This is a genomic window from Halomonas sp. IOP_31 (genome assembly GCF_021151495.1).
GTDB classification, from domain to species: Bacteria; Pseudomonadota; Gammaproteobacteria; order Pseudomonadales; family Halomonadaceae; genus Modicisalibacter; species Modicisalibacter zincidurans.
In genome coordinates, this window is sequence record NZ_JAIRBP010000001.1 from 165,987 (window position 1) to 186,603 (window position 20,617).

Annotated in this window: 15 protein-coding genes; 9 read left to right on the forward strand and 6 right to left on the reverse strand. The window is 64.3% G+C overall.

The window, feature by feature from the left end; genetic code table 11:
* Positions 1-29: 29 nt before the first annotated feature.
* The 3 genes from ectB to gorA form a co-directional block, all read right to left on the reverse strand.
* Complete coding sequence (ectB, locus tag K7I12_RS00945) at positions 30-1,295, reverse strand: diaminobutyrate--2-oxoglutarate transaminase (protein ID WP_031383526.1); 1,266 nt, start codon at positions 1,293-1,295, stop codon at positions 30-32.
* A gap of 104 nt (positions 1,296-1,399) precedes the next feature.
* Positions 1,400-1,978 carry a diaminobutyrate acetyltransferase gene (ectA, locus tag K7I12_RS00950; RefSeq protein WP_231662689.1) on the reverse strand — a complete coding sequence of 193 codons (579 nt, stop codon included), beginning with the start codon at positions 1,976-1,978 and terminating at the stop codon, positions 1,400-1,402.
* Between the two features lie 299 nt (positions 1,979-2,277).
* A complete protein-coding gene (gorA, locus tag K7I12_RS00955; protein ID WP_031383524.1) occupies positions 2,278-3,639 on the reverse strand; it encodes a glutathione-disulfide reductase in 1,362 nt (453 codons plus the stop codon).
* Between the two features lie 143 nt (positions 3,640-3,782).
* Here gorA and can point away from each other — a divergent pair, with 143 nt between their 5' ends.
* From can to K7I12_RS01000, 9 genes are all read left to right on the forward strand, one after another.
* Positions 3,783-4,439: a carbonate dehydratase gene (can, locus tag K7I12_RS00960; RefSeq protein ID WP_031383523.1), complete on the forward strand. Its 657-nt coding sequence runs from the start codon at positions 3,783-3,785 to the stop codon at positions 4,437-4,439.
* Positions 4,440-4,627: 188 nt separating this feature from the next.
* Complete coding sequence (locus K7I12_RS00965) at positions 4,628-6,217, forward strand: ABC transporter substrate-binding protein (RefSeq protein WP_031383522.1); 1,590 nt, start codon at positions 4,628-4,630, stop codon at positions 6,215-6,217.
* Positions 6,218-6,347: 130 nt separating this feature from the next.
* A complete protein-coding gene (locus tag K7I12_RS00970) occupies positions 6,348-7,394 on the forward strand; it encodes an ABC transporter permease (RefSeq protein ID WP_031383521.1) in 1,047 nt (348 codons plus the stop codon).
* Complete coding sequence (locus K7I12_RS00975; RefSeq protein ID WP_031383520.1) at positions 7,391-8,347, forward strand: ABC transporter permease; 957 nt, start codon at positions 7,391-7,393, stop codon at positions 8,345-8,347. The genes K7I12_RS00970 and K7I12_RS00975 overlap by 4 nt, the downstream gene beginning before the upstream one ends.
* Before the next feature lie 4 nt (positions 8,348-8,351).
* A complete protein-coding gene (locus tag K7I12_RS00980) occupies positions 8,352-9,380 on the forward strand; it encodes an ABC transporter ATP-binding protein (RefSeq protein ID WP_231662690.1) in 1,029 nt (342 codons plus the stop codon).
* The gene (locus K7I12_RS00985; RefSeq protein ID WP_231662691.1) at positions 9,377-10,435 is read left to right on the forward strand and encodes an ABC transporter ATP-binding protein; all 1,059 of its coding nucleotides are present in this window, start codon (positions 9,377-9,379) and stop codon (positions 10,433-10,435) included. Before K7I12_RS00980 ends, K7I12_RS00985 begins: the two co-directional genes overlap by 4 nt.
* Before the next feature lie 144 nt (positions 10,436-10,579).
* A complete protein-coding gene (locus K7I12_RS00990; RefSeq protein ID WP_031383517.1) occupies positions 10,580-11,491 on the forward strand; it encodes a LysR family transcriptional regulator in 912 nt (303 codons plus the stop codon).
* Complete coding sequence (gene pepQ, locus K7I12_RS00995; RefSeq protein WP_031383516.1) at positions 11,488-12,810, forward strand: Xaa-Pro dipeptidase; 1,323 nt, start codon at positions 11,488-11,490, stop codon at positions 12,808-12,810. Before K7I12_RS00990 ends, pepQ begins: the two co-directional genes overlap by 4 nt.
* Before the next feature lie 51 nt (positions 12,811-12,861).
* Entirely contained in the window at positions 12,862-13,884 is a 1,023-nt protein-coding gene (locus K7I12_RS01000) for a hydrolase (protein ID WP_031383515.1), read from the forward strand.
* A 40-nt stretch (positions 13,885-13,924) separates the two neighbouring features.
* Here the strand turns inward: K7I12_RS01000 and msrA are convergent, their stop codons facing one another.
* The 3 genes from msrA to tamA are packed head-to-tail and all read right to left on the reverse strand — an operon-like array spanning position 13,925 to position 20,542.
* Positions 13,925-14,560, reverse strand: a complete 636-nt coding sequence (gene msrA / locus K7I12_RS01005) for a peptide-methionine (S)-S-oxide reductase MsrA (protein ID WP_035575215.1) — start codon at positions 14,558-14,560, stop codon at positions 13,925-13,927.
* A 58-nt stretch (positions 14,561-14,618) separates the two neighbouring features.
* On the reverse strand, positions 14,619-18,668 hold the full coding sequence (tamB, locus tag K7I12_RS01010; protein ID WP_231662692.1) for an autotransporter assembly complex protein TamB: 4,050 nt from the start codon (positions 18,666-18,668) through the stop codon (positions 14,619-14,621).
* Positions 18,665-20,542, reverse strand: a complete 1,878-nt coding sequence (tamA, locus tag K7I12_RS01015; protein ID WP_031383512.1) for an autotransporter assembly complex protein TamA — start codon at positions 20,540-20,542, stop codon at positions 18,665-18,667. Before tamA ends, tamB begins: the two co-directional genes overlap by 4 nt.
* Positions 20,543-20,617 lie beyond the last annotated feature (75 nt).

The following is a 20,617-nucleotide window of genomic DNA, read 5'->3' on the forward strand; positions in this document are numbered from 1 at the left end:
GCGAGCGGCGCGATGGTGACGCCAGAGTATCAGCTGAAGGCCTGGCGGGTACTGGATTCCAGGATATCGAGACCTTCGAGCAGGTCCTCGTCGGTAATCGTCAGCGGGCACAGGCACTTGACCACTTCGCCATCCTGGCCGCTGGTTTCGATGATCAGGCCATTCTCGAACGCCTTGTGGGTGATCTTGTCGGCGATCTCGCCGCTGCCCACATCGATACCGCGCATCAGCCCGCGGCCACGCTCGCTGGCTTCGATGCCCTGCTCGCCCAGCCAGGCGGCGATCTTCTGGAAGCGTTCCTCGACGATCCGGCTCTTGCGCTGCACGTCACGTTCGAAGACATCGTCGCTCCAGTACTTGCGCATCGCGGCGGCGGCGGTCGTGAAGGCCAGATTGAAGCCGCGGAACGTGCCGTTGTACTGACCGGGCTTCCACTTGTCGAGCTCGGGACGCATCAGCACATGCGCGAACGGCAAGCCATAGCCGGACAGCGATTTGGAGTTGGTGACGATGTCGGGCGTGACGCCGGCGTGTTCGAAGCTGAAGAACTTGCCGGTACGCCCGCAGCCTGCCTGGATGTCGTCGACGATCAACAGGATGTCATTGGCCCGGCAGATGCCTTCCAGACGCTTGAGCCATTCGAGGCCGGCCACGTTGATGCCGCCCTCGCCCTGCACCGTCTCGACGATTACCCCGGCCGGCGTATCGAGACCGCCGGACTTGTCGCCCAGCAGCTTCTCGAAGTAGTCCAGCGTATCGATCGCCTCGCCCATGTAGCCGTCATAGGGCAGGAAGGCAGCGCCCTGGGTGGGAATGCCGCCGGTCGCCTCGCGGAACTTGCGATTGCCGGTAGTGGCCAGCGCGCCCATGGTCACGCCATGAAAGCCATTGGTGAAGGTGACGATGTTGTGGCGTCCCTTGGCCACCCGCGCCAGACGGATTGCCGCCTCGACGGCGTTGGTACCGGTCGGCCCGGGCAGATGCACCTTGTAGTCGAGCCCGCGGGGCTTGAGAATCACTTCCTCGAGAGCCTCGAGATAGTCGCGCTTGGCGGCGGTCCAGAAGTCCAGGCCGTGAACGATGCCGTCCGACGCCAGGTAATCGACCAACGCCTGCTTGATATGCGGATTGTTATGCCCGTAGTTGAGCGTGCCCGCGCCGGCCAGAAAGTCGATGTACTCTCGGCCGCTCTCGTCGGTCAGGCGGGCATTCTGCGCCTTGGTGAAGACGACAGGAAAGGAGCGCGAATAGGTTCTGACTTCGGATTCCATGCGTTCGAGAATCTGTGTGTGCATTACGACCTCCGGGTCGATAGAGAATAGAAAAAAGTGACGTGTGATGACGTGACGTCCAGACGCTGGACGTCATAAAGAGACAGAGCCGATCTCAGCACAATCGATCAGATGCGCTCGGGATCGAATGGCCCGATGCGCACCAGATTTTCCGGGTCGTGCTCGCCACCGAGCTGGTCGGTGGAAAAGTACTCGCGGCTGTTCAGCGGTGCCTGCCAGCGATCGGCGAGGCGCTTGAACAAGCCCCACGACGCCTGGTTGTCCGGCGTGATGGTGGTTTCCATATGCCGCACCTGAGCCATTTGCGGGCGGCGCATCACGGCCTCGACCAACCGCCGGGCAAGCCCCGTGCCACGCGCCTTCTCGCCGACGGCGACCTGCCACAGGAAATACGTGTCCGGCGCGTTGCGCTTGGGGTAACCCGAGACGAAGCCGACCACCTCGCCCTCCTCGTCGGTGGCGACGGCACAGCTGTCACGAAACTGGGTCGCCAACAGCAGGTAGGCATAGGCGGAGTTGACGTCGAGCGGCGGGCAAGACTTGACGAGCTCGTAGATGGCCCAGCCATCGTCGGTGGTGGGCTTGCGAATGAACAAGGGGTTGTGATCATGACCCACGATGGCATCGGCGACGCTGGGCTTCGCCAAATCGGCCGAGGGGATGAAAGGCTGGGTTGTCATGTTCATGAGTTCGGTTCGCCGTTGCGAATTTAGGAAGAATTTTAACAGGCACTTAGCGATTAATCAAAGAACGGGTTATCAGTCTCGATACACTCCATAACGCATGATTATCAATCGGTCAAATAATTATCTACAGCAAGTCTAGCCCAATCAGGCATGCTTATCGGGCATGATCCCGGAAGGGTTCGAACGCCTCTCGGTCAGTTGACGTATCGCAAAAAGCACGGGCCACCCTTGGATGGCCCGTCTTAGAACACGGCAGCCTTGTTGGCTCTTGTAGCCAAAGGCCGCAGTCAAGTGTCGCTTCAGCGTCGGCTGGGCGTGCGCATGGTGACGAACTCTTCGGCGCCGGTCGGGTGTATACCGATCGTGGCGTCGAAGTCGGTCTTGCGCAGCCCCGCGCGTACGGCGATGGCGATGGCCTGGATGACCTCGCCCGCCTCTTCGCCGACCATGTGCGCGCCGACGACACGGTCGCTGGTATCGTCGACGACCAGCTTCATCAGGCAGCGCTCGTCGCTGCCCGAGAGGGTGTGCTTCATCGGCCGGAAATCGGCGGTATAGATGCGCACCTCGCCGAAGTCGGCACGCGCCTCCTCCTCGCTGAGCCCCACCGTGCCGATATTGGGGTGGCAGAACACCGCGGTGGCAATGTTCTGATAATCCAGCGGCCCCGGTGGATTCGAGGTGAAATGGTGCTGCACCATGTGCATGGCCTCGGCCAGCGCCACGGGGGTCAGCTCGGGGCCGCCGGTGACGTCGCCGAGCGCGAGTATCGAGGGAATCGACGTCTCGTAGCGCTCGTTGACCTTGAGCGTGCCGTCGGAGTTGAGCGCGACATCGAGCTGATCCAGCCCCAGCCCGGCCAGCTGCGGGCGTCGGCCGGTCGCCGCGAGCACGGCGTCGACTTCGAGGGTCTCGCCGTTGGTCAGCGTCACCTGAAGGACATCGCCCTGTTTTTCGATGGCCTCGATGGTCGTTTCGAAGTGCAGGTTGACGCCTTTCTTGCACATTTCGTCGCGGGTGAACTCACGGACTTCATGATCGAAGCCGCGCAGGAACAGTGCGCCGCGGTAGACCAGATGCGATTCGCTGCCCAGGCCGTTGAAGATGCTGGCGAACTCGACGGCGATATAACCACCGCCCAGCACCAGGAAACGCCTGGGAAATTCGGCGAGATCGAATACCCGATTGGAATCGATCACATGCTCGTTGCCGGGAAAATCCGGAATCCACGGCCAGCCGCCGACCGCCACCAGGATCTTCTCGGCACTCAGCATCTCGCCATTGACCTCGACGCGATGGTCATCGACGACCTTGGCGCGGGCGTTGATCAGGGTCACCCCCGCGTTATCGAGCAGCCGGTTGTAGATACCGTTGAGACGCTTGATCTCGGCGATCTTGTTGTCGCGCAGGGTGGCCCAGTCGAAGCGCGGCGCTTCGGGCAATTGCCAACCGAAGCCGGCGCTGTCATCGAAGGCTTCATGGAAGTGCGCAGCGTAGGAATAGAGTTTCTTGGGTACGCAACCCACGTTGACGCAGGTGCCCCCGAGATAGCGGTCCTCGGCGATGGCAACTCGGGCCCCGGTCGCGGCGGCGGTACGTGCGGCACGCACGCCCCCCGAGCCGGCGCCGATGACGAACAGATCGTAATCGTACTCAGCCACTTGCTTCCTCTCCTGTCTACTTATTGGCGGCGATGATAACAGCCGTGTCGGCTTGCCGGGAGGCCTCCTTGCCATTGACCCTCTCTATGGCGTTGATAAAGAATGCTAGCCGTCGAGCGGCCTGACCATAAGGAGTCCCCTATATGAAAACCGAAATGAAGCGTCTGCTGGAGCGCAACCGCGACTGGGCAGAAAACGTGCGTCGCCAGGACCCGGACTTCTTCGCGCGTCTGTCGCAACAGCAGAATCCGGACTATCTATGGATTGGCTGCTCGGATAGCCGGGTTCCCGCCAACCAGATCATCGATCTTCCCCCCGGCGAGGTCTTCGTCCATCGCAACGTCGCCAACCTTCTCCAGCACAACGACATGAACGCCCTGTCGGTGGTCCAGTTCGCCGTCGACGTGCTCGAGGTCAGGCATATCATGGTGGTCGGCCACTATGGTTGCGGCGGTGTCAAGGCAGCGATTACCGGCGGCGAATTCGGCATGGTCGACTATTGGCTGCACTCGATACGCGAGCTCTACAGCCGTCATCGAGACAGCCTCAAGGACTTGCCGCTCGACACCCAGGTCGACCGCATGTGCGAGCACAACGTTCGCGCTCAGGTCGCGAACCTGTGCCAGACCAAGATCATCCAGCGCGCCTGGCTGCGCGGCCAATCGCTCGCCGTGCATGGCTGGGTCTATGGGCTCAGCGACGGACGCGTCAGCGATCTCGATTGCACCATCGAAGGCCTCAATCAGGTCTCGCAACTCTACCGCGTCGACCGCATCGAACCGACGACACCGACGGACTGAGCATGCCGTGCTCGGGCTGACGGCAAGGCATCATCGAACGGGGTGGCGAGTGGCGTGAAATGTAAGTGCCATACGCGACACGCATGACGCCTGTCGGTTTTTCGATTGTCCCGCTCCGCCCCGCTCTCTATGGTGATACAGGGACCCAAGGGTCATACAACGAACAATCAACCATTTCGGGCTTTGACATGATTCATAAGAAAACACTGCTTGCCACCCTGGTGGGTGCCTCGCTATGCCTGCCCATGGCCGCAGCCGCCAAGGACGTCACGGGTGATGGCAAAGACCTTACCTTGCGCGTCGCCTACGACGCCGACCCTGTCTCGCTGGACATTCAGGAACAGCTGTCCGGTGGAATACTCCAGCTATCTCACCTGACCTTCGACCCCCTGGTGCGCTGGAATCAGGACCTGCAGTTCGAGCCGCGCCTGGCCACCGGCTGGAAACAGCTCGACGACACCACGCTGCAGATGAACCTGCGCAAAGGCGTCAAGTTTCACAGCGGCAACCCTTTCACCGCCAAGGACGTCGCCTGGACCGTCGAGCGCCTCAAGCGCAGCGCCGATTTCAAGGCGATCTTCGAGCCGGTCGAGAGCGTCGAAGTGGTCGACGATTACACCATCAATCTCAATACCAAGAAGCCCTATCCGCTGCTGTTGAACCTGGCCACCTATATCTTCCCGATGGACAGCGAGTTCTACAGCGGCAAGACCGAGAACGGCAAGGACAAGAGCGCGATCGTCAAGAACGGCAACTCCTTCGCGTCGCGCAACGTCTCGGGAACCGGACCCTATACCGTCACCCAGCGTCAGCAGGGCGTGAAGGTCGAGTTCGAGCGCTTCGAGGGTTACTGGGACAAGCAGTCACCGGGCAACGCCGATCATATCGTGCTGACTCCGATCAGCGAGAATGCCACCCGTGTAGCCGCCCTGCTCTCCGGCGACGTCGATTTCATCTCGCCGGTGCCGCCCAACGATCTGGAGCGCGTGCGCGCGGCCGAGGGCGTCAAGCTGGTGACCATGTCCGGCACCCGGATCATCATGCTGCAGATGAATCAGGAGCGCGTCGAGGCCTTCAAGGATCCCAAGGTCCGCAAGGCCTTCGTCTATGCCGTCAATCAGCAAGCCATCGCCGAGCGCCTGATGAAGGGCTTCGCCACGCCGGCGGCGCAACTTTCGCCGAAAGGCTACGTTGGGTATAACCCGGACCTTGAGCCGCGCTACGACCTGGAAAAAGCCAAGCAGCTGATGAAGGAAGCCGGTTACGAGGACGGTTTCAGCATCACCATGATGGCGCCCAACAACCGCTACGTGAACGACGCGCAGATCGCCCAGGCGGTCGCGGCCATGCTGGCGCGGATCAACGTCACGGTGGATCTGAAGACGCTGCCCAAGGCCCAGTACTGGTCGGAATTCGACGCTCGCGCTGCCGACATGATGATGATCGGCTGGCAATCCGACACCCAGGACTCGGCGAACTTCTTCGAGTACCTGACGTTCTGTCCCGATGCCGACACCGGCGCCGGTCAGTACAACGCTGGCATGTACTGCAATCCGGAAGTCGATCAGCTGGTGCGCGACGCCAATCTCGAGACCGATCGCGCCAAGCGTGCCGAGATGTTGCAGGCCGCGGAGAAGGCCATCTACGACGATGCCGCCTTCATTCCGCTGCACTGGCAGGACCTGGCCTGGGCCGCCGACACCAACGTCCAGATCGAGCCGGTACTCAATGTCATGAACTTCCCCTACCTGGGCGACGTCGTCATCAAACCGGAATAGGCGCTACCCATCCGCCACTCGCCGGCATCCAGCCGGTGGGTGGCCAGTCGTCGAAACTCACGTCAAGGAAGCGCCCTGGCGGCCGACAGTCGCCCAGGTGCCTTTCGTCTGCCAACAGGGCCCGCAATCCATGATTGCCTTTCTGATCAAGCGCCTGTTTCACGCCTTCCTGGTGATGTTCATCATCAGCGTGATCAGCTTCGCCATCCAGGACAACCTCGGCGACCCCATCCAGCAAATGGTCGGTCAGTCGGTTCCCGAGAGCGAGCGCGCCATATTGCGTGAAGAATTGGGCCTCAATGACCCGTTCATGGTGCAGTATCTGCGCTTCGCCAAGAATGCCATGCATTTCGATTTCGGCTATTCCTATTTTTATGGCGAGCCGACCATCGACGTCGTCCTGCGTTACCTGCCGGCGACGCTGGAGCTGGTGTTCGCAACGACGCTGCTGATCATCCTGCTGTCGGTGCCGATCGGCGTCTACAGCGCCATCAAGCCACGCTCGCCGCTGTCGCGGCTGTTCATGGGCGTGTCGATCGTGGGTATTTCGATACCGGTGTTCCTCACCGCGATCGTGCTGATCCAGATATATGCCATCGGCGTACAGATCACGCCCTTTCCCGCCGATACCGGGTGGGGCAGCTGGCTCAACGGACTGCTGTCCACCGACGGCGGCATGCCCGCCTACGGGCGCGGCGACGTGGTCCCGGTATTCGGAACCTGGAGTACCAACTTCGCCTCGCTGGAAGGCCTCACCTATCTGGTGCTGCCGGCGATATCGCTGGCCTCGATCATGCTGCCGCTGTTCATTCGGCTGATTCGCGCCGAAATGCTCGAGGTGCTGCAGTCCGAGTACGTCAAGTTTGCCAAGGCCAAGGGCATCAGCATGCGCCGCATCTATTTCCTGCATGCGTTGAAGAACACCATGCTGCCGGTGATTACCGTGGGCGGCGTGCAGATCGGCACCCTGGTCGCCTACACCATCCTCACCGAAACGGTCTTCCAGTGGCCCGGCGTGGGGCTGATGTTCCTCGATGCCATCGAGCGCTCCGACATTCCGCTCATCGTCACCTATCTGATGATCGTCGGCCTGATCTTCGTGATCACCAATACGTTGGTCGATCTGATCTACGGTCTGGTCAATCCCACCGTGAAACTCACAGGGAAGCCCGCATGACTACCGCCCCGACTTCATCCTCCACCTCCGCTCCTTCCTCGCGCTGGGCGCGCTTTCGCAGCTCCTACGTGCTGTATAGCTTCAAGCGCGACTGGATTGCCCAGCTCTGCTTCGCCGTCTTCGTCGCGCTGGTGGCCGCGGCGATCCTGGCGCCCTGGCTGTCGCCAATGAATCCCTACGATCTGGCCCAGATCGATATCCTCGCCTCGGAACTGCCACCGTTCTGGATCGATGGCAGCGATCCGCAATATCTGCTGGGTACCGATGCTCAGGGTCGCGACTTGCTGTCGACGATCCTCTACGGGGCCCGCGTTTCGCTGATCATCGGCTTCGGCGCGGTGATTCTGCAGGCCCTGCTGGGGGTGACCTTCGGCCTGCTCGCGGGCTACCTGGGTGGGCGCGTCGACGCCTTTCTGATGCGCATGGCCGATATCCAGCTGTCGTTTTCCACGCTGATGGTGGCGATCATCGTCGGCGCGGTGATCAAGGCCAGCTTCGGCGGCGCCACCTACAGCGAATACGCGGTGTTCATCCTGGTGCTGATCATCGGTCTCGCCGAATGGCCGCAATACGCGCGCACGGTACGCGCCTCGGTGCTCGCCGAGCGCAGCAAGGAGTACGTCGATGCCGCGCGGGTGATGGGTTTTCGCGCCAAGCGCATCATGTTCCGGCACATCCTGCCCAACACCCTGTCGCCGATCTTCGTCATCTCCACCGTGCAGATCGCCAACGCCATCATCTCGGAGGCGGCGCTGTCGTTCCTCGGCCTGGGCATGCCCGAGACCCAGCCGTCGCTGGGCTCACTGATCAAGTCCGGTTTCGACTATCTGCAGTCGGGTTCCTGGTGGATCACGCTGATTCCAGGTGCCGTGCTGGTGGTGCTGGTGCTGGTGATCAACCTGCTCGGCGACTGGCTGCGCGACGTCATGAATCCGCGACTCTACAAGGGCTGACCGCATGGCTTTACTCGAAGTTTCCAATCTCGATGTGCGCTTCGCCCTGCGCCGGGGCGAAGTCAAGGCGCTACGTGGCGTCAGTTTTACGCTGGACCGGGGTGAGCGCCTGGGGATCGTCGGCGAGTCCGGCGCCGGCAAGTCGGTGGCCGCATTCACCATTCTCAATCTGATCGCCAAACCGGGCTACATCGCCGGCGGCAGCATCCGTTTCGACGGCCGCGAACTGACCACCATGAAGCCCCGCGAATTGCAGCAGGTGCGCGGCAATCAGATATCGATGATCTTCCAGGATCCGATGATGACGCTCAATCCGGTGTTGACCATCGGCGAGCAGATGATCGAATGTCTCAAGGCGCACCGCCGTATCCGCAGTCGCGATGCCCGCGAGATCGCCCTCAACAAGCTGCGCCAAGTCTACATCCCCTCGCCCGAGCGGCGCCTGGACCAGTATCCGCACGAGCTGTCCGGCGGCATGCGTCAGCGCATCATCATCGCCATCGCGTTGCTGCTCGATCCCGACGTGATCGTCGCCGACGAGCCGACCACCGCGCTCGACGTGACCATCCAGGCGGAAATCATGGAGCTGTTGCTGGAGTTGTGCGAGAAGCACAACGTGGCGCTGATCCTGATCACCCACGACCTGGGGGTGGTCAGCCAGGTCACCCAGCGCACGCTGGTGATGTACGCCGGCCGGGTGATCGAGCAGGGGCCGACCCGCGAGATCATCAATGACGCGCAGCATCCCTACACCCAGGGGCTGATCAATGCGCTGCCGCAGATGGCCACCCCGGGCCAGCGCCTCAACCAGATTCCCGGCGCGATGCCCAGCCTGTCCAATACGCCATCCGGCTGCGCCTTTCATCCACGCTGCAGCTTCTCGGTGGATGCCTACGGCGAACGCCGGCGTGATTGTCGCGAGGTGATACCCGCGTTCGTGCGTTCGGGCAATTGCGACGTCGCCTGCCACATGGTGCGTGAACTGGTCGAACAACGCCCGGCCGAGCGCAACGAACAACGGGAGGCCCCATGAGCGAGCTCATGAAACCCTCGCAGCGCCCGGGCGGCGATTCCGCCCGGGCCGGCGAAACACTGCTGCAGATTCGCGGGCTCGAGAAGCACTTCCCGCTTTCCGGCGACTTCCTCGAACAGCTGCACTTTGAAGGCGGCAAGCTGAAGCGTCGCCAGGAATTCGTGCATGCCATCAACGGCGTGGATATCGACGTCAAGCGCGGCGAGACATTGTGCGTGGTCGGCGAGTCCGGCTGCGGCAAGTCCACGGTGGCGCGCATGGTGATGGGACTCTTGCATCCCAGCGCCGGCGAGATCCGCTACGACGGCCAGCGCATCGACGATCTCAGCCCGCGCCAGTTGCTGCCCTATCGCCGGCGCATGCAGATGATCTTCCAGAATCCCTATGCGTCGCTGAACCCGCGCATGAGTATCCAGCAGACGCTCGAGGAGCCGCTGCGCTTTCACCATCCCGACTGGAACCCTCAGCAGATCCTCGACAAGATCGCCGAGGTGATGGCCTCGGTCGGCATCGACCCGGAATGGGGCAAGCGCTTCGGTCACGAGTTCTCGGGGGGCCAGCGTCAACGCATCGCCATCGCCCGGGCGCTGGCCGTGGAACCCGAGTTCATTGTCGCCGACGAACCGATCTCGGCGCTTGACGTGTCGATCCAGGCGCAGGTGCTCAACCTGCTGATGGACGCCCAGCAGACCCATCACCTCACCTATCTGTTCATCACCCATGACCTGGCAGTGGTCGAGCACTTCGGTACCCGCGTGGTGGTGATGTACCTGGGGCGCATCTGCGAGGTGGCCGAAACTCGTTCGCTGTTCGACAGCCCGCGCCACCCCTATACCCAGGCGCTGCTCTCGGCGATCCCGCGTCTCGAGGACGAAAAGCCCGAGCATATTAAGCTTTCGGGCGAAGTGCCCACTCCGGTCAAGCTGCCTTCGGGCTGCGTATTCCACGGCCGCTGTCCGCATGCCTTTGAGCGTTGCCGGCGCGAGATCCCGCAATTGATCGAGGCCCAGGGCAGCCAGGTGGCGTGCCATGGTGTCGAGGAGGGACGCATCTAAGGAAGTCCTAAGTCGTTCGCTATGGCAACGCGTGTCGACATGGCACAATCAGCGCCTGCCCCGGCTCGCCCGGGGCAGCGCCGTTAGCAGGCCCGCCGGCTCACCCTGGCGACCCATCACGCGTGTTAGCAAACGAGGTAATCGATGGAGATTCGCTGGTTGGAAGACTTCATCACGTTGGCCAGAACGCGTCATTTCTCGCGGGCCGCCGAAACACAGAACGTCACCCAGCCGACCTTTTCGCGACGCATCAAGCTGCTCGAGGAAGAGATGGGCGTCACCCTCGTCGATCGCCAGACCTTGCCGCTGACGCTGACCCCGGCCGGCGAGGAGTTTCTGCGCCTGTGCGAGCAGATCACCGAGCGGGTACGGCTGACACGCGAGCGTATCGGCCAGATCGCCGATAATCAGACCCGGCGGATCGTGATCGCCGCGCCCCAGAGCGCACTGTCCTATATTCTGCCGGGCTGGCTTGACCAGCACCGCCTGCAGCAGCGTGTCGAGCCCTACCTGCGCGCCACCAGCTGGTTGCTCGCCGATTATTTCCAGGCCCTGGATCGCGACGAATGCGACCTCGCGCTATGCTACTGGCCGCGCCAGAGGGTATCGCTGGATGTCGACACCAGCGGCTTCGAATACCTGCCCATCGACACCGAGATACTGGTGCCGGTCTGCGCCCCCGACGACAGCGGACAGCCGCGCTTCGCCCTGCCCGGCCAGCGCCGCCAGCCGTTGCCGTGTATCGCCTATCACCCGCGCGGGCTGATCCAGAAGGTGATCGAGGCGCACCTGATGCGCCTCACCCAGCCGTGTTATCTGAGCACGCTCAACGAGAACGTGCAGACCGCCAACATCAAGGAACTGGTGATTCAAGGCTACGGGCTCGGCTGGCTGCCCCAGCGTGTCGCCCAACGTGCACTGGATTCAGGCGAGCTGGTACGCGCCGGGCCCGCGCGCTGGAACGTACCGCTCGAGGTGCGCCTCTACCGACGCCGAGCGCACCGCCATCCCGGCCTCGATGAGCTATGGCAACAATTGCAGGAGACACCGTCATGAGCGAAACGCGTCTCGACGACCAGCACGCTGCCCATCTCGAGGGCCTGGAACACGCCTACGCCCGGCTGCTCGAGGCTCACGGCTACGAGGGCGTATTGCTTTACAGCGGCGCGCCCCGGCACTTCTTCGGCGACGACCAGCAGGCCAGTTTCGCGACCTTCGCACACTTTCTGCACTGGGTACCGCTCGCCGGCATCGAGCACAGCTGGCTGCTGATCCGCCCGGGCCAACGGCCATTGCTGCGCTTTCATGCCCCGGTGGATTTCTGGCACTTGACGCCGTCGTTGCCCCAGGCCGCCTGGACCCGGCGCTTCACCCTCGAGGCCAGCGACGAAACCGCGCCGCCGCCGTTCCCCCAGGGCCGGCTGGCGATTGTCGGCGACGTCGACGCCGGCACCGCCGAGCGGCTGGGAGCCGCGCTCAACCCGCTCGCGCTTTGCCAGGCCCTCGATGAATTGCGCGTACGCAAGAGCGCTTACGAGATCGCCTGTCTGCGCGAGGCCAACCGGCTGGCGCTGGCCGGCCATGAAGCGGCCCGCGGGGCCTTCGACGCCGGTGCCGCCGAGCTCGACATCCAGCTCGCCTATCTCAAGGCCAGCCGTCAGCGCGAGTCGCAGGTACCGTATCAGAACATCGTCGGTCTCAATGAACACGCCGGGGTGCTGCACTACCAGCATTACGATATCCAGCCCGCCGTGCGTCGCCACAGCCTGCTCCTCGATGCCGGGCGGCGCGTCGCCGGCTATGCCTCGGACATCACCCGTACCTGGGCCGGCCGTGACGCCGACCCGCAGTTCGCGGCGCTGATCGAAGGCGTCGAGCGGTTTCAGCAACGGCTGATCGCCGAGTTGCGCCCGGGGGTGGACTACGTCGCGCTGCACGCGCAGATGCATCTCGAGTTGGGTCGCCTGCTCAGCGAGCAGGCGCTGATCGAATGCTCCCCCGAAGCGGCGGTCGAAAGCGGGATCACCCGGGCTTTCTGTCCGCACGGACTGGGCCATTCGCTGGGCCTGCAGGTGCATGACGTCGCCGGGCGTCGCGATGCCCGCGGCGAGCCGCTGCCGGCGCCCGAACGCGATCCGGCGCTGCGCCTGACCCGCCCCCTGGAAGCCGGCATGGTAATCACCATGGAACCCGGATTGTATATAATTCCCATGCTACTCGAACCGCTGCGTGATCAGCCGGCGGGACGCCACATCGATTGGCCCGGCGTGACGCGCCTGGCGCCGCATGGCGGCATTCGCATCGAGGACGACATCGCCATCGGCCATGGTGGGCCGATCAATCTGACGCGCGACAACGCCACGGATAGCTTGTAAGCAGCCGCAGTCGGGATATGCTGGAGAAGCGATCATAGGGAAGCGGTTACCATGGCACGCAGCATCGTTCCAGCCACCTTTTGCGCCGCGCGCGGTCTGGGCAATCGTCACGTCCAGACGCTGCTGCCGCGCTTGCGGCCGCTGGCAGCGCTGGAACGCGACGTCGAGATTCTCGATCTGCCCGACGGCGATTTCGTCGAACTGGCGTGGGTTCGCCCCGCGCCGCTCGCCGACGACGCGCCGCTGTTCGTTCTGTTTCACGGCCTCGAGGGTTCGTTCGATTCGCCCTACGCCCGCGATCTGCTGGGCATGGCCAGCCGCCTTGGATGGCGGGCGCTGCTCATGCACTATCGCGGCTGCGGTCAGGCGCCCAATCGCCTGCCGCGGGCCTATCATTCCGGCGATACCGCCGATGCCTACTGGCTGATCGGCCAGTTGGCGCTGCGTTATCCGCGCGCCACCAAGGTCGCCGCCGGCGTTTCGCTGGGCGGCAACATGCTGGCCAAGCTGGTCGCCGAACAAGGCGGTGATGGTCTCGACCTGGCCGGCGCCATCGTCATCAGCGCGCCGCTCGATCTGGCCGCCAGCGCCGACGCGTTGAACAGCGGCTTTGCGCGCTTCTATCAGCGTCACCTGCTCAAGACGCTCAGGGCCAAGATCGCCGCCAAGATGGCCAGCGGTCCGCTACCGATCAATCTCGCCGCCTCTCAGCTCGAACGCCTCGACAGTTTCTGGGCCTACGACAACGAGGTGACCGCCCCGCTGCATGGCTTCACTTCGGCCAGCGACTACTATCATCGCGCCTCGGCCGGCCGATTGCTCGGTGACATCGAGCTGCCGATGCTGATCCTGCACGCCGACGACGATCCCTTCATGCCGAGCGATCTGTTCTCGCGGCTGCCGATGGCCAGCGATGCCGTGCGTATCGAGGTGGCCCGCCAGGGTGGCCATGCCGGCTTCATCGAAACCCGTGGCGGTCGCCTGCACCCCTGGCTGGTCGACCGCGTGGGTCGCCAGCTCAGGGATTGGGCGAGCCTTCCGACCCCCGCCAGGAGCGCCACCAGCCGTTCCTGACAACGGCGATTTGCCCACAGGCGTGGTGCAGCTTGCCTGCCTAGCCGATCGGACAACTCACCCCGGTCCCCTTGAGGCCGCAATAGCCGCCGGGATTCTTCATCAAGTACTGCTGGTGATACTCTTCGGCATAATAGAACGCCTTGAGCGGCGCGATCTCGGTGGTGATCGGCCCCATGTTTTCGCTGTCCAGGGCCCGCTGGTAACGCGCCCGGCTGTGCTCGGCGAGCGCCTGCTGATCGGCGTCGGTGGTGTAGATCGCCGAACGGTACTGACTGCCGATATCGTTGCCCTGGCGCAGCCCCTGGGTGGGATCGTGGGCCTCCCAGAACACCTGCAGCAATTCCGGCAGGCCGATCACGGTCGGCTCGAAGATCACCCGGACGACTTCGGCATGTCCGGTCATGCCGGTACAGGTCTCTTTGTAGCTCGGGTTGGGCGTGTAGCCGCCGGCATAACCCACCGCCGTGACGTGGACTCCGGGCAATTCCCAGAACAACTGCTCGGCACCCCAGAAGCAGCCCAAGCCGAGCACGAGCTCCTCGCAGCCCGCCGGGAAAGGCGGTAGCATCGAGCGCTGCGTGACGGCGTGAATGCCACTGATCGCCATCGCCTGGTCGCGCCCCGGCAGGGCCTGGTCCGGCGTAGGCATGCGCTGCTTGTCTCGACTCCACATGGCGTCTGTCTCTCTGCAATGATGAAAATTGATCCGCTCCCGTCGTGCGGCAACGGGCTCAAGGCGAAGCGCTGCTGCGCCCGAGGCTGAAACTGTAGATCAGGTCCACGGCCTGGGTCGCCCCGGTCACCGCCTCCAGATAGAGATTCTGCATCAGCTTATAGCGCAGCGTCAGCTCGGCGATCGGCGAGAACACCCCGACGCCGTAACTGACCTCGAGGTTCTCGAACAGCTGGCCGCTGACCACCACCTGGCTCTTATCACCGCTGCCGGCGGTGTCCAGGCTCAGATCCTCCACGCCGAACGCCTGGCCCAGGCGGCCCACGGCGCTGCCGGTGCGCGACAGCGACAATCCGATCAGCGCCGAGGTCAGAGCGCCGTCACCGCCGGCATCGTCCGGGGCGCGACCGCGCAGCAGGTAGGAGAGCGCACGGCTCTCGGCCATGGCCGGCTCGGAAAACACTTCAAGATTGGGCTGTTCGGCCGGCCCGCTGACGCGCAGCCCGGCAATCACGCCATCCTCGGTGGCTTGCGGGTTGCGGATCGCCTCGAACTGCAGGCGCGGTTGCGAGGCCGGGCCGCTGAACAGCACCTGTCCCTTGCGAATCAGCAGATCCTGACCGAACGCGCTGTATTCGCCATTGATCAGGTTGACGTCGCCGAACAGCTGCACCGGACCGCTGCCCTGGCGTACTTGCAGGTTGCCGGTCAACTCGGCCGCGAGGCCATAGGCAGCGATGCGTACGTCGGGGCCAATACTCAGGTCGACGCGCACGTCAAGACGCATGCCGGCCTCCGACAGCGCCTGGGCGGTCGCCTCGTCGGTGCCCTTGGCCGCCTGATCGGCGGCTTTGGCCGCCTCGCGCCGGGCGCGCTGCTCGTCGCGCCGGGTGATGATCACCTCATCGCTGCTCGGCGATACCGCCGAGGCCGGCAACTGGCCGATTTCCAGGCGTCCCCAGGGGATATCGACGCGACCGCGAAGCTGCAAGAGATCCGGCGAGGCCGAGATCTGCAGGTCCGGCGCCACCCGCAGGCGACCGAATTCGGGCAGCGTCACCTCCAGCGGCTGCTCGACGCCTTCGATTGCCAATTCGGCCTGCCACTGGCCGGGCTCGGGCCAGCGAGCGTCGCCGGACAGCTCCAGGCGACCGCGTTCGGCGGCGACGAAGCCCTGGATATCTGCCTGGCGTCCGTCCAGGGCGATCGCCAGGCGGCCGTCGCGTATCTCGACCGGCACTTCGCCGCCTTGGGCGCGCAGCCCGTCGAGGGTGAGCTGGCCGTCGAGTTCGGGATTGCTCAACGCGCCGGCCAGGGCGACACTCCCGTCGAGCGTTCCCTGCAGTGTATCGACGCCGGCCACTAGCGCCTGATAGGGGGAAAGGGCCACCCCGTCGACGTTCAGCTGGCCATCCAGCGTTGCCTTGCCGGTGGGGTCGTCGATATCCGCTTGCAGCTGAACAGTCCCGGCCTCATCGACGCTCACCCGGGCCTCGACACTGGCTTGGGTGGGATTGGCGTCGAGATTCAGCGCAAGCCGCGTCGTCGGCAGGCTCCAGGACTTGCCGTAGGCATCGAGCCCCTTGAGATCGAGCTGGCTGCGAAGCTCGGCGTTGGCTTGCCAACGGCTGGCCCCGGCCGACCAGGTGAATTCGAACTGGCCGTCGCTCTGACCGGCGGCGTTCCACTGCTCGGGCAGGACCATTCCCAGCAGATCCATGGGCAACTGCTGCACGGCCATCACCGCCCGGCCCTGATCGGGCGACGCCTGCAGCGTCTGCGTGGCGCACAGCCGCCCGCCCTGCTGGCGGACCAGGCAGAATGGCTGCAGGGTGAAGCGGCTGGCGGCCAGATCGACGGCGAAGGGCGTCGCTTCGGCAAGGCGCAGTTCGGCCTGCTCGCTGTCGATCTCGAGCGACGACAGTCGACCTCGATAACCGCTTCGCTCGGCATTCAGCCCACCATCGATACGCAGCGAGGCGCGTGACAACGGCCTGTTTTCGCCGGCCCGCATCGACAGGTCCAGACGGTGCTGCGAGAGCCGTCCATCGATCGCGAGATCCACTTGGCTGAGGCGCTGCCCACCCGCCATGACCTCCTCGAGGGCCAGTTCGATAGCCAGTTTCGGGTCGTCGAGGCCGGCGACATCGGCTTCCAGCGACAGCGAGCCGATGCTGTTGGCGGCGTAACGCAGGTCGCTGCCCTGCAATTCGGCGGTGATCTGCGGCGTCTTGAGCGTCCCGCCCAGGCTGAAACGACCACTGAGCGAGCCGCCGAGCGCAGGCAGCAGCGAATCCAGCGCCGGCGCGTCGAGGCGACCGGCAAGGTCGAGGGTATCGGCCATCGTGCCCTGTGCGGTCAGGCGATTGCGGCCCTGGCTCAGGTCCAGCGTGTCGATCTGCCAGCGCATGTCGCTGTTGCCGTTGAGCTTGGCTTGCAGCGACAGCGGTCGTCCCTGCAACGTGCCGTCGACCGCCAGCTCTGGCACCGCCAGCCGCCAGCCTTGCTCCTGCTGGGTGAAACGCACCCGGGTATCGCCGTTTAGCGTGCCGTCGACCGCCTGGGTGACGGCGCCCAGGGCGAAATTCTCGAGATTGACGGAGGCCTCGACCGCAAGCGTCGGCGCCCAACGCACCTCGCCACGGCTGATCAGCGCGCCCTCGGCGGCGGAGAGCGACAACGGCAGCCAGGCGAAACGCTCGAGATCGCCGTTCCCCGTCAGGCCTATGTCGACGCTGTCGGGCAGCGCCTGGCCGGAGACCCGGCCCTGCAGCGCCACGCGGTAACCGGTGAGATCGCCTTCGGCGCGTAACTGCAGATCGTCCACGCGATACTCGGGGGGGCTGACCCGTGATGTCAGCGGGGTGTCGCCCGTCTCAAGCGTGACGCCGCTGACGGCCAGCGCGGCCTCGACATCGACGCTCGCCGCCGGGGCCAGCGGCCAGGCCAGCTGCTTGGCATCGACATTGAGCTCGAAGGGCACGGTCGGCGCCAGGACGTCGGCATTGGCACTGAGCGAGGCGCTGACCGGGCCGCTGGCCTCGATGTCGGCGGTCAAATCGGCCAGTGAACCGGAAACCTCGAGATTCAGCCGCTGCCCGGCGAGCGGCGGCTGGTGGACGACGCCTTCGAGGCTGGCCGACAGCGGATAATCGTCGCGCAAGGCGACCGATGCCGATAGCTGTACATCGGCGTCCGGCGTGGCCAGGGCCAGGCTTTGCAGGCGCACCTCGTGACCTTCGCCCGAGAGATTCAGCGCCAGGTGATCGATGCGGCGAGGCGAAGAGCCCACGAGGCGAAAATCGCTGACCACGATGCGAGGAGCGCGTACCGTCAGCGGCAGTTCGATTTCTGGAAGCGAGCGTCGCGGCTGTGTCTCGAGGAGTGTCGAATTGCCCGGTTTGGTGGCGCCCGCTCCATCGGCCCCGGCTACCGGCGTGGAAGAATCCACAGCGGTGATCGCGATGCTTGCATCGATCGCCGTGGCACTGATCGGCGGCCCATCGCTGGTTGCTTCGGCATCCGCCGCGGCGAGTCGCTGGCCGGGCGATTGCGGCAACTGCAAGCGCGCCTGGGCCAGACGGGTCGGCAACAGCGTGAGTTCGTTACCGGTGATGCGCGCCCCGCTGGTGAAACGCTGCCACTCGAGGCGCGTGCCGTCAGCCAGCCGTATCGTCACGTCGTCGACCGACAGCGCTCGCAGCTCGATGGAAAACGGCACGGCGATCGATGGCAGACCGCCCGATTCGCCAGGGGCTTGCTCGGTGGCCGGCGCGGGGGCGGACTGTTTGAGCCTGACATCGACATTCTCGAGTTCGAGAGAATCCAGGCATAGACGGCCATCCAGCAGACACTCCTCGGCCCAGGCCAAACGCAGGCGTCCCACGCGCACGCGCGCTGGGCCAGCTTGCATGGCGAAGCCCTCGAGCGTGAACGTGTCCAGCGGCGAACCGCTGATGCGCTCGAACTCGAACAAGCCACGTTGCTGGCCCTGCCCGGCCAGCCAGGCTGTCCCCCAGGGCGACAACCCCAGGCCTGCCAGCAGCACAATCAGCCCAAGCAACCACAGCGGCAACCAGAGCATCAAGCGGAAAAAGGGAATGATCAAAATTCGGGCCCTATGGCGAAATGCAGCCGCCACGAGTCCTCCTCATTGTCGAAGGGGTGCGCGATGTCCAGCCGGATGGGGCCGACCGGCGAGACCCAGCGAACGCCCAGGCCGGCGCCGGTCGCCAGGTCCTGTGGCCACCAGTCATTGAAGGCATTACCGGTATCGACGAAGGCCGCGCCCCACCAGTTGCCGCTCAAGCGACGCTGGGCCTCGATGCTGGCGACGAATTTCTGCTGCCCGCCCAGCAGCTTGCCGTCTTCGTTGCGCGGTGCAAGGCTTTCGTAGCCATACCCGCGGACGCTGCGATCGCCGCCGGTGAAGAAGCGCAACGACGGCGGAATCTTGTCGAAATCGTCGGTGCTCATCGCGCCGATGCTGGTCCGGCCGATGAAGCGATAATCGCTGCCGAGCATGCGAATCCACTGTGAGTCCAGCGTGCCCCGCACGAAGGTGGCGTCCGAGCCCCAAAGGGTATCCGAAACGGCCAGCGATAGCCGCTGGCTGTCCCCCCAGGTGGGAAAACGCGGGTTGCGAGTACGGATGCGGGACCAGCTGATGCCCGGGTAGTAGAGCAGCACCTGTTCATCCTGATCGGCCTGTTTGAAGTCCTCGTAGGTGGAGCGCACGTAGAGCCGCTGGGTCCAGCCGTTGTCGAAGACCCATTGGCGGGCCAGCTCCACCGAGGCTTCCAGGCTCTGGGTGTCTTCGTTGTCGAGGTTTTTGATCCCGTACTGCAACTCGTAGCTGTCGCGCAGCGGATCGGCCAGAGGCATGCGGTAGGTGCCGCTGAATTGCTGCTCGGGGGCGGATAGATACAGCTCATGGTAGAGGCTGTCACCGTCCGCGTTGAGCCACGGCTGGTCCCAGGAGAACTGGGTGCGCGGCCCGACGTCGGTTGCATAGCCGATACCCACTTCGAATTGATGGCGGTCGGCGGGAATCAGGCTGACGTCGACCGGCACTCGTGGCGGCCCAGGCGTGGCGACGTTGCGCGTCGCGTCGAGGGCCGAGGCACTGAGCAATACGGGTTGCGCTTGGCCGCTTGGCCCCGCCGGAGCGGCGTCGAGCGGCCGGCGATCGACAGCTTGCCACCAGTTGAGCTGAGCCTGGGCCAGCGAGGCGCCGCTTTCGATACGCGGCCTGACGCTGATACCACGAAACCAGCCGGTCTGGCCAAGCCGCTGATTGTATTCGGCCAATTGCCCGGCCAGGTAGGGGTCGCCTGCGTCGAACGGCAACATGTTACGCAGCTTGGCGACGTCGATCTGGCTGCCGGAATAGCTGACCCGACCGAAGCGATAGCGCTCGCCGCTATCCAGCGTCAGGTAGATTCGTGCGCTCTGTTGCCAGGGCCGCACTTCGATACGGTGGCGGGGAAACGCCGCATCGAAGTAGCCGCGCTCGGCCGCCAATGTCGAAAGCTGGCTGCGCAGGTCCTCGTAAGGCGCGTGCAGCAGCGGCTCGCCCTCCTCGAGCGGCATGGCATCGATGGCGTCGAGGAAATAGCGATCGTCGCTGGCATCGCCTGTCAGTTGGATATCCAGGGTTTCGATCATCACCCGTGGCCCCGGATCGATGGTGACCACGGCACGTTCGACGGCTTGTGCGTCATCCCCGGTCTTCAGGCTCACGTCGATCGTGGGTTCGTAATACCCGTAGGCCTTGAGCGCTTCGCGGCTGCGTCGCTGTATTTCCGATTTCAGGCGCGCCCTGCCGTAATCCGCCGCTTCCAGCTCGGCCAGGTAATTGACCACGTTGTTGGCCTCCGGCCCTTCGAGCCCGTCGACACGGGTCTCGATCGCCCATGCACGGCTGCCGTTCGCGACCAGCACGGCGGCGACCAGCACGGCAACGAGATAGCGCCGCTGCATGAGTTAGCGCGCGCCGGCCCGCGGGAAGGTGTCGTCGAGAGCGCAGTCATCGCAGCGATTCGGTAGGCCTGCTTC

Coding starts and splice junctions, on each gene's coding strand:
- K7I12_RS00975 (WP_031383520.1), top strand. CDS start 7,391: ATGACTACCGCCCCGACTTCATCCTCCACCTCCGCTCCTTCCTCGCGC.
- K7I12_RS00980 (WP_231662690.1), top strand. CDS start 8,352: ATGGCTTTACTCGAAGTTTCCAATCTCGATGTGCGCTTCGCCCTGCGC.
- tamA (WP_031383512.1), bottom strand. CDS start 20,542: ATGCAGCGGCGCTATCTCGTTGCCGTGCTGGTCGCCGCCGTGCTGGTC.
- ectA (WP_231662689.1), bottom strand. CDS start 1,978: ATGAACATGACAACCCAGCCTTTCATCCCCTCGGCCGATTTGGCGAAG.
- K7I12_RS00985 (WP_231662691.1), top strand. CDS start 9,377: ATGAGCGAGCTCATGAAACCCTCGCAGCGCCCGGGCGGCGATTCCGCC.
- K7I12_RS00990 (WP_031383517.1), top strand. CDS start 10,580: ATGGAGATTCGCTGGTTGGAAGACTTCATCACGTTGGCCAGAACGCGT.
- can (WP_031383523.1), top strand. CDS start 3,783: ATGAAAACCGAAATGAAGCGTCTGCTGGAGCGCAACCGCGACTGGGCA.
- pepQ (WP_031383516.1), top strand. CDS start 11,488: ATGAGCGAAACGCGTCTCGACGACCAGCACGCTGCCCATCTCGAGGGC.
- K7I12_RS01000 (WP_031383515.1), top strand. CDS start 12,862: ATGGCACGCAGCATCGTTCCAGCCACCTTTTGCGCCGCGCGCGGTCTG.
- K7I12_RS00965 (WP_031383522.1), top strand. CDS start 4,628: ATGATTCATAAGAAAACACTGCTTGCCACCCTGGTGGGTGCCTCGCTA.
- ectB (WP_031383526.1), bottom strand. CDS start 1,295: ATGCACACACAGATTCTCGAACGCATGGAATCCGAAGTCAGAACCTAT.
- msrA (WP_035575215.1), bottom strand. CDS start 14,560: ATGTGGAGTCGAGACAAGCAGCGCATGCCTACGCCGGACCAGGCCCTG.
- K7I12_RS00970 (WP_031383521.1), top strand. CDS start 6,348: ATGATTGCCTTTCTGATCAAGCGCCTGTTTCACGCCTTCCTGGTGATG.